The sequence below is a fragment of the Pseudomonas sp. D2002 genome (genome assembly GCF_013385735.1).
Classification (GTDB): Bacteria; Pseudomonadota; Gammaproteobacteria; order Pseudomonadales; family Pseudomonadaceae; genus Aquipseudomonas.
The window spans coordinates 562,468-574,947 of sequence record NZ_JACAPL010000006.1; the positions used below are offsets into that span (position 1 = coordinate 562,468).

Sequence of the window (12,480 nt, forward strand, 5' to 3'; positions counted from 1 at the left end):
CTCGCGGGTGGAAAGATGGGGGGAGTCTAACAGGCGGCGCAGATCAAATGTGTGGGGCCATGTGGGAGCCAGCTCCCACATGTTGATTGTATTTCAGGTCAGGACGGGGCGTGTTCCGGCCGTTGCTGGCGCTGCGCTACCCAGAACTCCACCAGTTCGCGCAACTGCGACAACTCCACCGGCTTGGCCATATGCCCGTCCATCCCGGCTTGGCGCGCACGCTCTTTATGTTCCGAGAGGATATGCGCAGTCAGCGCAACCACCGGTGTGCGAATGCGCTGGTGGCTGACTTCCCATGCGCGCAGTTGCTGAGTGGCGGAGAAGCCATCGAGGATCGGCATTTCACAGTCCATCAACACCAGGTCGTAACGCTGGGCCTTCATGGCCTCGAGCGCTTCTTCGCCATTGCTGGCGGTATCCGGGTTGAGGTTGAGCTTGCCGAGCATGCCGCGAATGACTTTGGTGGAGATGCTGTTGTCTTCGGCCACCAGGATGCGGAAATCGGCGGGCACGGTCACGGCTGCCGGTACGCTGAGGGCCGGGCGCGGCTGGACCACGCCTTTGCTGCGCTGGGTCAGTTCGTCGGCCAGGGTGGTCTTCAGCGTATAGCCGGCCACCGGCTTGGCGAGGATGCGCTTGATCCCGCAGTTGCGCGCGATGATCTTGCTCGGCGCGTTGCTGATGCCGGTGAGCATGATCAACAGGATGTCGTGGTTCAGGCTCGGGTCTTCCTTGATCTTTGCCGCCAGTTGCATGCCGGTCATGCCAGGCATGTTCTGGTCCAGCAGCACCACGTCGAAGTAGTCGCGCAGGTGCGCTTTGGTGCGCAGCAACGCCAAGGCTTCTTTACCGGACGGCACGGCGCTGACATTCAGGCCCCACGCCGTGCATTGCTGCACGAGAACCTTGCGGCAGGTGTCGTTGTCGTCCACCACCAACACCCGTGCGCCTTTGAGTGGGCCGTCGAGGTCGGAGGTCGGGTGTTCCAGGCGTTCCGGGTCCAGCGGCAGGGTCAGCCACAGGGTGCTGCCCTGGTGGCTGCCACTCTTGATGCCGAACTCGCCGTTCATCAACAGGATCAGTTGGCGGGCGATCACCAGGCCCAGGTGGCCGCTCAAGCGGGTGGCCGAGAGGAAGTTCTTGCTGTGCAATTCGCTGTGCAGCAACGCATCGCGCTCAGCGGCTTCCATTGGCAGGCCGCTGTCTTGCACGGCGATGCGCAAGCGTGGCTTGGTGCTGCGCTCGTCCAGGGCGACGACGATCAGCACTTCACCTTCGTCGGTTTTTTGCAGGGCGTTTTCCAGCAGGCTCAGCAGTGCCTGGCGCAGACGCGTCGGGTCGCCACTGATGACGCGCGGCACCTGGGGCTGGATGAAGCTGATCAGCTCGACGTTCTGCTGCTCGGCCTTGGCGCGGAAGATACTCAGGCAGTCTTCGATCAGCGCATTGAGGTCGAACTGCACGTCGTCCAGTTCGATCTGCCCGGACTCGAGCTTGGAGATATCGAGGATCTCGTTGATCAGCGTCAGCAGTTCATTACCGGCACTGTGGATGGTCTGCACGTAGTCCCGCTGCTTCACTGACAGCGGTGTGCCAAGCAGCAGCTCGGTCATGCCCAGCACGCCGTTCATGGGCGTGCGGATCTCGTGGCTGATCTTGGCCAGGAACTCGGCCTTGGCGGCGATTTCGGCGTTACTGGCTGCCAGGTCGCGGCTGAGGCTGAAGCGCGCCTCGACAATCGCACGCTGGCGTTCGCCCAGGGCCATGCTCATCAGCAAGCCGCTGAGGCAGATAAAACCGAGCAACGTCACAATCAAACCTTGTGGCGCCACCAGCGTCAGGCCGAGCAGGGCTGGCAGGATGATCAGCGTGCCGATGTTGAACACCACCATCGCCGCCATGAACAAGCGCGCCGGCCGGTAGCCTTTTTGCCAGTGATACGCCGAGACGAACAACATGCTCAAGCCGGCCAGGGCAACCAGGGCGTAGGTGATGATATTCAGCGGCAAGGTGTTGACGAACAACAGCAGCAGGCCGCACAGCACGATCACCAGGATATCGGCCATCAACAGCTTGTTCAGCGGGTGCGGGCCCAACGGCATGAAGAAACGGTAGGCAAACATCAGCCCGCACGGCGCGGTCAGCAGCAGGGCGAGGTAAGCGCCCGGGGTTTGGATAGCGTGCCAGTTCGGCAGCCATGGCCCCACCAGGTTGAGCAACAACGCCAGGCTGAGCATCAACAGTACTTCGCAGGCAGCCAGCCACAGGCTGCTGCGCGAACGGTGATAAGCAAAGCGTGTGAGGTTGTGCAGGATCAGCATCAACAGCACGCCGAACAGCAGGCCGTAGATCAGCGTCTGGGTCTGGTCGGCGGCGGCCAGTACGGCCGGTTCCAAGGTGATATAGGGGCGCAGCTCGTGCTCCGAGACCAGGCGCAGGTAAACCTCGAGCGGCTTCTGGCTCTGGGGCATCGGCAGCATGAAGTCGCTGCTGGGCAATGGGCGTTCTGCCTGGGGCTGGCGGGTGCCGGTGCTTTGTTGTTCCACCAGGGTGTCGCCGTCCAGTACATAGAGGCTCAGGTGGGACAGGTCCGGGGCGAATACCCGCAGCACTTGCTCGTGCTTGCCGGGTTGCAGTTTGAAGCGAACCCACAACGCACCGCTCGGGTCAGCAGCAGTGATCCGGTCCAGTTCGATGGGGCTGAATTGATTGGTGTAGCGGGCGGAACGGATGTCGCTCAGTTGCAGGTCGGCCTGTTCATCAAGCAATACTGCCCAACCACTGCCTTGCGCGGCGGCCTGGGCCGGGAACAAGCAGAGCAGGGTCAGTAGACTGACTGTGAAGCCTATGGCGATCCTGAGCCAGCGCACGGCGAAATCCCTTCGTAGGTTGATGCACGGGTTAACTATGCGCGGGGTGACATGTGTACGGCAAGGGCCAGAGGCCCTTGCCTAACCGAATGGATAGCTACGGGTGGGTAGCTATTTACTGGTTCTCGCCACGTTCACGGGCAATGGCGCGGTAGCCGATGTCTGTGCGGTAGAAGCAGCCTTTCCAGTCGATCTTCGCGGCCAGTTTGTACGCCTGTTGTTGCGCAGCGTCGACACTGGCACCCATTGCTGTGGCGCACAATACACGGCCACCTGCGGTTACAACTTTGCCATCCTTGAGCGCGGTGCCCGCATGGAACACCTTGCCTTCCAGCGTAGCAGCTGCGTCCAGGCCTTCAATGACATCGCCCTTGGCGTAGTCGGCAGGGTAGCCGCCGGCCGCCAGCACAATGCCGACACTCGGACGCGGATCCCACTGCGCTTCAACCTTGTCCAGCGCTTGGGCCAGGGCAGCTTCCACCAGCAGCACCAGGCTCGATTGCAGGCGCAGCATCACCGGTTGGGTTTCCGGATCGCCAAAGCGGCAGTTGAACTCGATGACTTTCGGGTTACCGGCTTTGTCGATCATCAGGCCTGCGTAGAGGAAGCCGGTGTACACATTGCCTTCGTCGGCCATGCCGCGCACGGTCGGCCAGATCACCAGGTCCATGACGCGCTTGTGTACTTCAGCGGTGACCACCGGGGCAGGGGAGTAAGCACCCATGCCGCCGGTGTTCGGGCCGCTATCGCCGTCGCCGACGCGTTTGTGGTCTTGGCTGGTGGCCATCGGCAGGACGTTCTTGCCGTCGACCATCACGATGAAGCTGGCTTCTTCGCCGTCGAGGAATTCCTCGATGACCACGCGCGAACCGGCGTCACCAAATGCGTTGCCGGCGAGCATGTCGCGCACGGCGTCTTCGGCTTCCTGCAGGGTCATCGCAACGATCACGCCTTTACCGGCGGCCAGGCCATCGGCCTTGATCACGATCGGTGCACCTTTTTCACGCAGGTAAGCCAGGGCCGGCTCGATCTCGGTGAAGTTCTGGTAGTCGGCGGTCGGAATCTTGTGGCGTGCCAGGAAATCCTTGGTGAACGCCTTGGAGCCTTCCAGCTGGGCAGCGCCGGCGGTCGGGCCGAAGCAGTCCAGGCCACGGCTGCGGAACAGGTCCACGACGCCGGCCACCAATGGTACTTCCGGACCGACGATGGTCAGGGACACATTCTTCTCGGCGAAGTCGGCCAGCTGTTCCAGGGCCAGCACGTCGATGGCGACGTTTTCGCACTTGGCTTCAATGGCGGTGCCGGCGTTGCCGGGAGCCACGAATACTTTCTGGACGCGTGGGTCCTGGGCTACTTTCCAGGCCAGGGCGTGTTCACGGCCACCGCTGCCAATGATCAAAACATTCATTTCAAAACCTCGTGTGGATGATCGTTCCCACGCTCTGCGTGGGAATGCCTCTACGGACGCTCTGCGTCCCAGGGACGCGGAGCGTCCCGGGCTGCGTTCCCACGCGTAGCGTGGGAACGATCAATCAGTGGCGGAAGTGGCGCATGCCGGTGAAGACCATGGCAATGCCGGCTTCGTCGGCTGCCGCGATGACTTCAGCATCACGCATCGAACCGCCCGGTTGGATCACGGCGGTCACACCGGCTTTCGCGGCATTGTCCAGGCCGTCACGGAACGGGAAGAACGCGTCGGACGCCATCACCGAACCGGCGACCTGCAACCCGGCGTGTTCCGCCTTGATCGCGGCGATACGGGCCGAGTTCACGCGGCTCATCTGGCCGGCGCCGACACCGATGGTCTGGCGGTTCTTGGCGTAGACGATAGCGTTGGATTTAACGTACTTGGCGACTTTCCAGGCGAAGATCAGGTCGTTGATTTCCTGCTCGGTCGGCGCGCGCTTGGTCACGACTTTGAGGTCTTCGCTGCCGATCATGCCGATGTCGCGGCTCTGTACCAGCAAGCCGCCGTTGACGCGCTTGTAGTCCCAGGCAGCTGCGCGTTCAGCCGACCACTCGCCGCATGCCAGCAGGCGCACGTTGGCTTTGGCAGCCACGATGGCGCGGGCTTCTTCACTCACGCTTGGGGCGATGATCACTTCAACAAACTGACGCTCAACGATCGCCTTGGCGGTCTCGGCGTCCAGTTCACGGTTGAAGGCGATGATGCCGCCGAATGCGGATTCGGTGTCGGTGGCGTAGGCCAGTTCGTACGCCTGGCGGATGCCGCCTTCTGCGTCCGGGCTCACGGCCACGCCGCACGGGTTGGCGTGCTTGACGATCACGCAGGCTGGCTTGACGAAGCTCTTCACACATTCCAGCGCGGCGTCGGTGTCGGCCACGTTGTTGTAGGACAGCTCTTTGCCTTGCAGTTGGGTCGCGGTAGCGATGCCGACTTCGGCCGGTTTGGCTTCCACGTAGAACGCCGCGCTCTGGTGCGGGTTCTCGCCGTAGCGCATTTCCTGGGCCTTGATGAACTGGCTGTTGAAGGTGCGCGGGAACTGGCTGCGATCGGAGGTCGAGAGGGTTTCAGCGGCCTGGTTCACGGTGCCCATGTAGTTGGCGATCATGCCGTCATAGGCGGCAGTGTGTTCGAACGCCTTGAGCATCAGGTCGAAGCGCTGGGCGTAGGTCAGGCCACCGGCTTTCAGGCTTTCAAGCACGTTGGCGTAGTCGCTGGCGTTCACCACGATGGCCACGTCTTTGTGGTTTTTGGCTGCCGAGCGAACCATGGTCGGGCCGCCGATATCGATGTTTTCGATGGCGGTCGGCAGGTCGCAGCCTGGCTTGTTGATGGTGGCTTCGAACGGGTAGAGGTTAACGGCCACCAGGTCGATCGGCTTGATGCCGTGCTCGCTCATGATGGCGTCGTCGATACCGCGACGGCCGAGGATACCGCCGTGGATTTTCGGGTGCAGGGTCTTGACCCGACCGTCCATCATTTCTGCGAAACCGGTGTAGTCCGCGACTTCTACTGCGGCCACGCCGTTGTCCTGCAGCAGTTTGAAGGTCCCGCCTGTGGAGAGGATTTCCACGCCCAGGGCTTCCAGCTCCCGGGCAAATTCGAGGATCCCGGTCTTGTCGGAGACACTGATCAAGGCGCGGCGGATCGGCAGGCGGGTGGTCTGGTCGGTCATTTCAATTTCCATCAAAAGCAAAGGAGTCAGCAAAAAAGGCGACCGTTTTTACGCGGGCGCCTTTCTGGTTTGATTGAATGCTTACAGCAAATCGTACTGCTTGAGCTTTTTGCGCAAGGTGCCACGGTTGAGGCCCAGCAGCTCACTGGCTTTGGTCTGGTTGCCCTTGACGTAGTTCATCACGCTTTCGAGCAAGGGCGCCTCGACTTCGGAGAGCACCAGGTTGTACACGTCCGTGACGGAAGCGCCCTCAAGGTGGGCGAAATAATTGTGCAGCGCCTTCTCGACACTCCCGCGAAGGGTCTGGCCTTCTTCGCTCGGCGTGTTGAGGTGCTGTTTCAAATTGACGTTGTCGCTCACGGGTGTTGTTCCACTCACTAAAGTCTCGGTCATCATCGTCATGCGGCCACCCCCTCTCCGTCCCCTGTCCCCAGGCTCTTGTAACGCTCGCTGAAAAACTCACGAACGTTGGCGCACTGTGCTTCCGTATCATCCAAACGATTGAAGTGGGCGCGAAACTCCCTGGCGCCCGGCAAGGTTGCGAGATACCAGCCGACATGCTTGCGAGCAATGCGTACTCCCATCACGTCCCCATAGAAGGCGTGCAGGGCGGCCAGATGCTCTAGCAGAATACGTTCCACCTCGATCAACTCCGGTGCCGGCAAGACTTCGCCGGTACGCAGAAAATGCTCGATCTCACGAAAAATCCACGGTCGCCCCTGGGCGGCCCGGCCAATCAACAAGCCATCGGCGCCGGTTGCGTGCAGCACGCGCCGGGCTTTCTCGGCTGAGTCGATGTCGCCATTGGCAAAGACCGGCATCGACACCGCCTGCTTGATCGCGGCAATGGTGTCGTACTCGGCTTCACCGGTGTAAAGGTCGGCGCGGGTGCGGCCATGCACCGCCAGCGCTGTAATTCCTGCCTGTTCAGCGATCTTCGCCACCGTCAGGCCGTTCTTGTTGTCCCGGTCCCAGCCGGTACGAATCTTCAGGGTGACCGGCACATCGACTGCGGCGACAACGGCCTGCAGGATCTCGGCTACCAATTGCTCATCTTTCAACAGCGCGGAACCGGCGGCCTTGTTGCAGACCTTCTTGGCCGGGCAGCCCATGTTGATGTCGATGATCTGTGCGCCCAACTCCACGTTGGCCCGGGCCGCATCCGCCAGCATCTGTGCATCACCACCGGCGATCTGTACCGAGCGGGGCTCGGGATCACCTTCGTGGATCATGCGCATCCGCGATTTGCGGGTGTTCCACAAGCTCATGTCGCTGGTGACCATTTCAGAGACTACTAGACCCGCGCCCAAACGCTTGCACAGCTGACGAAAGGGCTGGTCGGTGACGCCCGCCATCGGGGCGAGGATCAAGCCGTTTTGCAATGTGTATGGGCCGATGCGTACCGCCGACATAGGACTTCCCTGTTGTGGGGCCGGATCATTAGAGTTCGAAAAAGGGTTGGCATGATACCCGCTCTCGATGACTGGATAAAGGCTGAATTGGATAAAATCTGAACAGTTATTTCTTTATCGCCGCCGGTTTGGTTGCGCAGCGTCAAGTCAATAATCTGCCGTCAAACCTCGACGCACGTGTTGTTTCACTCGGGCGAGTGAAAGCTCAGGCTGTAATTCACGGCTTTGCTACCTGGGTCGAGGATGTCCAGGGAGATATGGATCGGTGTCTGCGAAGGCATTTCGCTCACCCCGGCCAGCTCGCCGCTGAGGTATTCGGCCGGTTTGAAGCGACGACTGGCAATCAGGCTGCCGTTCAAGTCGGCAAAGCGCAGCTCCAGCAGCGGAAATGGCTGGGTGAACGTTGCACGGTTATAAATGATCGCGTCCACCACCAGCGCCCCGGCGAACTCCGGGTTGCTGCGTACCACCAGGTTGCTGCTCTTGATATGGGCGATATCGACCCGTGATGGCACGGTGCAGCCCAGGGTTGGACACAGCTGCTGGAACCACGGTCGATAGGCGTCCTGGCGGGCCAGGTCGTCGAATTGGTAGGCGATGTACTGGCCTGCGAGGCCGGCAGCGGCCAATAAGACCAGGATTATCCAGATAAGGCGGCGGCCCCAGCTTGGCGGGCGTTTTTGCGCGTAAAGATGCAGCGGGTCGTCTTCCAGGTCCTGGAGCACGTCATCGTGAATGCTGGCTTCGGGGCGCGGGCGCTTGCGACGGGGTTTAGGGGGGACTTGCGGTTCCGGCTCGTCCAGGGGCTCGGTCACGGGCGTGAGCGGCGGGTCGAGATCGTCGTCGTCATCGTCAGGGGCTGAGCGCAGTGGTGGCTCTTCGTCGATATCGCCGGTGTGAAACGACATGGACGGCTCGGTGCGCTGCTTGGTCGCAGGCGCCTTGGGCGGTTCAGGTTCGTCTTGCGCTGCTTGGGCGCGTTCCTCAGGCGGTTCGCTGAACAGGCTGGCGGCCCATTTTTCTTCCTCGGCCTTGACGCTGACGCGACTGGCACTAAGGGCGTCCTCAGGTTGCCGACGGTCAGCGTTCGCCTGGCGGCGCTCCGCGCTCATCGGCTGAGTGTGCTGAATCTCGCGGCGCTCAAGTTTGGCCAGCTCTTCGTCCAGGTCCAGGTTGTCCAGGTCCAGCTCTTCGGCGGTCCACTGTTTCTGGCTGATGGCGCGTGGTGCCTCAACAATGGGGTCAATTGCTTCTTCAGCGCTGGCCGGCTTTTGCGCAGCTGGCGCCGATGCGTTGGCGCGCTGCTCCAGCAGTTGGCGCACCGCGTTGAACACCTGCAGGCATGAGCCGCAGCGCACAACGCCACGGGCCACGTTCAATTGAGCGTGGCTGACGCGAAAGCGCGCTTGGCAATGTGGGCACTGGGTGACGAAACTGTCGGTCATGCGGCCATCCGATTCAGGCAAGCGCTCATTCTAGCGCCGACGACCACTGATGCGTACCCAGCCATCGCGGTTGGCGATCGGGTCCAGCTCGAAATCCTTGGCGTAGGCCGCCGCCACGTCTTCACCTTGCTCGGCGAGGATGCCCGACAGCGCCAGGCGGCCGCCCGACTTGACCAGGCTCGACAGTTGCGGCGCCAAAGAAACCAGCGGCCCGGCGAGGATATTGGCAACCAGCACATCAGCCTGCACCTGGGGCAATTGCTCCGGCAGGTACAGTGGGAATTTGCCTTCAGGAATGTTGTTGCGCCCGGCGTTATCGCGGGAGGCTTCCAGCGCTTGCACGTCGATGTCGGTGCCGACGGCTTCCTTGGCGCCCAGCAGCAGGGCGGCAATCGCCAGGATCCCCGAGCCGCAGCCGAAGTCCAGCACGTTGCAGTCGGTCAGGTCCTGGCCGTCCAGCCATTCCAGGCACAGCGCGGTGGTGGGGTGGGTGCCGGTGCCGAACGCCAGGCCCGGGTCGAGCAGCAGGTTGACGGCATCCGGCTCAGGTGCGGCGTGCCAGCTTGGCACGATCCACAGGCGCTGGCCGAAACGCATTGGCTGGAAGTTGTCCATCCAGCTGCGTTCCCAGTCCTGGTCTTCGATTACTTCGCTGTGGTGCTCGGGCAGCGGGCTGCCGGTGAGCAATTCCATATGAGCCAGCACGGCGGTGGCATCGGTGCCGTCTTCGAACAGGGCCAGCAGGTGGGTGTGGGACCACAGCGGGGTGGTGTTGAGTTCCGGTTCGAAGATCGGTTGGTCTTCGGCGTCCATGAATGTCACCGAGACAGCGCCCACTTCAAGGAAAGCGTCTTCGTAGGTTTCGGCTTGTTCTGGGCTGATGGCGAGACGGACTTGCAGCCAAGGCATGGCGGGCACCTTTGAAAAAAATGAGTGTGCAGCGGGGAGGGGCTGCGAAAGGGCGCAAGTTTACGCGAGCGTGGGGAAGAAGACGACACCACTGACCGTACTCGGTCCAAATGTGGGAGCGGGCTTGCTCGCGAAGGCGTCGGGTCAGTCGCCTTATGTTCCAGCTGACCCACCGCCTTCGCGAGCAAGCCCGCTCCCACAGGGGTATTGTGTCTATCCAGAAAAAAACGGTATTCCAGAAACAACAAAGCCGCCCGAAGGCGGCTTTGTTGGGTGGAGCACTTACTGGTTGGCCAGCTTGTGTTCCAGGTAGTGAATGTTCACACCACCTTCGCAGAAGCCTTCATCGCGAACCAGATCCCGGTGCAGCGGGATGTTGGTCTTGATGCCGTCAACCACGATTTCGTCCAGGGCGTTACGCATACGGGCCATGGCCTCGTCGCGGGTGGCGCCCCAGGTGATCAGCTTGCCGATCAGCGAGTCGTAGTTGGACGGAACCTTGTAGCCGCTGTACAGGTGCGAATCCACACGTACGCCGTTGCCGCCGGGCGCGTGGAAATGCTTGACCAGGCCAGGGCTTGGGATAAAGGTTTTGGGGTCTTCGGCGTTGATCCGGCACTCCAGGGAGTGGCCGTGGATCTTCACGTCGTCCTGGGTGAAGGACAGCACATTGCCGGCGGCGATGCTGAGCATCTCCTTGACGATGTCGATACCGGTGACCATCTCGGATACCGGGTGCTCTACTTGCACACGAGTGTTCATCTCGATGAAGTAGAAACGGCCGTTCTCGTAGAGGAACTCGAACGTACCGGCGCCACGGTAGTTGATGTCGATGCACGCCTTGACGCAGCGAGCCAGCACTTCCTGGCGCGCGGTTTCATCCAGGCCCGGTGCCGGTGCTTCTTCCAGTACCTTCTGGTGACGACGTTGCAGCGAGCAATCGCGGTCGCCCAGGTGGATGGCGTGGCCCTGGCCGTCGGACAGCACCTGCACTTCCACGTGACGTGGGTTGGTCAGGTACTTTTCCAGGTAGACCATCGGGTTGCCGAACCAGGCAGCCGCTTCGGAGCGAGTCTGCTTGGCGGCTTCGATCAGCTCTTCTTCCTTGTGCACCACACGCATGCCGCGACCACCACCGCCACCGGCGGCCTTGATGATCACCGGGTAGCCGACTTCGCGACCAATGCGCAGAGCGGTTTCCTCGTCTTCAGGCAGCGGGCCGTCGGAACCTGGAACGGTTGGCACGCCGGCTGCGATCATCGCGTCCTTGGCCGATACCTTGTCGCCCATCAGGCGAATGGTTTCGGCTTTCGGGCCGATGAAGGCGAACCCGGATTTTTCCACCTGTTCGGCGAAATCGGCGTTTTCCGCAAGGAAGCCGTAGCCTGGGTGAATGCCATCGGCGCCGGTCACTTCAGCGGCCGCGATGATGTTGGAGACTTTCAGGTACGAGTTGGTCGCCAGTGGCGGGCCGATGCAGATGCTCTCGTCCGCCAGTTTCACGTGCATCAGTTCGGTATCGGCCGTCGAGTAAACAGCGACGGTCTTGATGCCCTCTTCCTTACAGGCGCGCAGGATCCGCAGCGCGATCTCGCCGCGGTTGGCGATCAGGACTTTTTGCAGTTTCTTCGCAGGTTTCAACATCGAAGGTGCTCCGCGGTTCAAACGATGGTGAACAGCGGCTGGTCGTACTCAACCGGCTGACCGTTTTCTACCAGGATGGATTCGATGACGCCGGCTTTTTCAGCGGTGATGTGGTTCATCATCTTCATCGCTTCAACGATGCAGATGGTGTCGCCCACTTTCACAGTCTTGCCGACTTCAACGAAGGCTGGCGAGGTCGGTGCCGGGGTGCGGTAGAACGTACCGACCATTGGCGACTTGACCACGAAGCCGTTCAGTGCAGGCGCAGCCGGTGCTGCAGGCGCTGCGGCAGCAGCAGGTGCGGCGGCCGGAGCAGCAGCGGCTGGAGCCGGTGCTTGCATTTGCGGTGCGTAGAACTGTTGGGCTGGGGTTTTGCTGTGACGGCTGATCCGTACGGACTCTTCGCCTTCCTTGATTTCCAGCTCGTCGATACCGGATTCTTCCAGCAGTTCGATCAGTTTCTTAACTTTACGGATATCCATGAATCATCAACTCCCAAGGGTCGGTCAGGGGCGCTTGGCCGGTTGTTCAAGCTGTTCCAGGGCGGCCTCCAGGGCCAGTCGGTAACCGCTGGCGCCAAGGCCGCAGATCACTCCTACCGCTACGTCGGAGAAGTAAGAGTGATGGCGGAAAGGTTCGCGTTTGTGCACGTTCGACAAATGCACTTCGATAAATGGGATGCTCACCGCCAGCAGCGCGTCACGTAATGCAACACTCGTGTGCGTAAAAGCGGCGGGATTGATCAGAATAAAGTCCACGCCTTCGCTGCGCGCGGCATGGATGCGATCAATCAATTCGTACTCGGCATTACTTTGCAGGTAGAGCAAATGGTGGCCGGCTTCACGTGCCCGTCGTTCCAGATCGAGGTTGATCTGATCGAGGGTGACTGCCCCGTAGACGCCCGGTTCACGGGTGCCGAGCAGGTTCAGGTTGGGTCCGTGAAGAACCAGTAAGGTCGCCATCGGCTGTTCCTTGTTATTGATGTGGGTACGGCAGAACCCGGCGACTATGCCGCAAAGCCTTTGTGACTGTCCAGTTCTATGCAGTAGGCAGCACGATT

General features: G+C 61.3%; 10 protein-coding genes. All 10 read right to left on the reverse strand.

The genetic code is table 11. The features are described from left to right. Window positions 1-98: 98 nt before the first annotated feature. A complete protein-coding gene (locus HX783_RS15415; RefSeq protein WP_177017415.1) occupies window positions 99-2,870 on the reverse strand; it encodes a hybrid sensor histidine kinase/response regulator in 2,772 nt (923 codons plus the stop codon). Between the two features lie 115 nt (window positions 2,871-2,985). After that, window positions 2,986-4,278 (reverse strand): phosphoribosylamine--glycine ligase, encoded by a 1,293-nt coding sequence (gene purD / locus HX783_RS15420; protein WP_159953951.1) that lies wholly within the window; start codon window positions 4,276-4,278, stop codon window positions 2,986-2,988. 124 nt (window positions 4,279-4,402) lie between these two features. Then, window positions 4,403-6,010, reverse strand: coding sequence for a bifunctional phosphoribosylaminoimidazolecarboxamide formyltransferase/IMP cyclohydrolase (gene purH, locus HX783_RS15425; RefSeq protein WP_177017416.1), 1,608 nt, complete (start codon window positions 6,008-6,010; stop codon window positions 4,403-4,405). Window positions 6,011-6,091: 81 nt separating this feature from the next. After that, window positions 6,092-6,412 (reverse strand): DNA-binding transcriptional regulator Fis, encoded by a 321-nt coding sequence (gene fis / locus HX783_RS15430; protein WP_002555375.1) that lies wholly within the window; start codon window positions 6,410-6,412, stop codon window positions 6,092-6,094. Then, window positions 6,409-7,422: a tRNA dihydrouridine synthase DusB gene (gene dusB / locus HX783_RS15435; protein WP_016976994.1), complete on the reverse strand. Its 1,014-nt coding sequence runs from the start codon at window positions 7,420-7,422 to the stop codon at window positions 6,409-6,411. Before dusB ends, fis begins: the two co-directional genes overlap by 4 nt. Before the next feature lie 185 nt (window positions 7,423-7,607). Further along, window positions 7,608-8,867 (reverse strand): DUF3426 domain-containing protein, encoded by a 1,260-nt coding sequence (locus tag HX783_RS15440; RefSeq protein WP_177017417.1) that lies wholly within the window; start codon window positions 8,865-8,867, stop codon window positions 7,608-7,610. Window positions 8,868-8,897: 30 nt separating this feature from the next. Further along, window positions 8,898-9,776, reverse strand: a complete 879-nt coding sequence (prmA, locus tag HX783_RS15445) for a 50S ribosomal protein L11 methyltransferase (RefSeq protein WP_177017418.1) — start codon at window positions 9,774-9,776, stop codon at window positions 8,898-8,900. 282 nt (window positions 9,777-10,058) lie between these two features. Continuing rightward, window positions 10,059-11,420 (reverse strand): acetyl-CoA carboxylase biotin carboxylase subunit, encoded by a 1,362-nt coding sequence (gene accC / locus HX783_RS15450; protein ID WP_131696710.1) that lies wholly within the window; start codon window positions 11,418-11,420, stop codon window positions 10,059-10,061. Between the two features lie 17 nt (window positions 11,421-11,437). Beyond that, entirely contained in the window at window positions 11,438-11,902 is a 465-nt protein-coding gene (accB, locus tag HX783_RS15455; protein ID WP_003188191.1) for an acetyl-CoA carboxylase biotin carboxyl carrier protein, read from the reverse strand. A 24-nt stretch (window positions 11,903-11,926) separates the two neighbouring features. Then, window positions 11,927-12,382: a type II 3-dehydroquinate dehydratase gene (gene aroQ / locus HX783_RS15460; protein WP_065940938.1), complete on the reverse strand. Its 456-nt coding sequence runs from the start codon at window positions 12,380-12,382 to the stop codon at window positions 11,927-11,929. Between the last annotated feature and the right edge of the window lie 98 nt (window positions 12,383-12,480).

Excerpts from the sequence above, each read along its gene's own strand:
- purD (WP_159953951.1), bottom strand. The coding sequence starts at position 4,278 with ATGAATGTTTTGATCATTGGCAGCGGTGGCCGTGAACACGCCCTGGCC.
- purH (WP_177017416.1), bottom strand. The coding sequence starts at position 6,010 with ATGACCGACCAGACCACCCGCCTGCCGATCCGCCGCGCCTTGATCAGT.
- fis (WP_002555375.1), bottom strand. The coding sequence starts at position 6,412 with ATGACGATGATGACCGAGACTTTAGTGAGTGGAACAACACCCGTGAGC.
- dusB (WP_016976994.1), bottom strand. The coding sequence starts at position 7,422 with ATGTCGGCGGTACGCATCGGCCCATACACATTGCAAAACGGCTTGATC.
- HX783_RS15440 (WP_177017417.1), bottom strand. The coding sequence starts at position 8,867 with ATGACCGACAGTTTCGTCACCCAGTGCCCACATTGCCAAGCGCGCTTT.
- prmA (WP_177017418.1), bottom strand. The coding sequence starts at position 9,776 with ATGCCTTGGCTGCAAGTCCGTCTCGCCATCAGCCCAGAACAAGCCGAA.
- accC (WP_131696710.1), bottom strand. The coding sequence starts at position 11,420 with ATGTTGAAACCTGCGAAGAAACTGCAAAAAGTCCTGATCGCCAACCGC.
- accB (WP_003188191.1), bottom strand. The coding sequence starts at position 11,902 with ATGGATATCCGTAAAGTTAAGAAACTGATCGAACTGCTGGAAGAATCC.
- aroQ (WP_065940938.1), bottom strand. The coding sequence starts at position 12,382 with ATGGCGACCTTACTGGTTCTTCACGGACCCAACCTGAACCTGCTCGGC.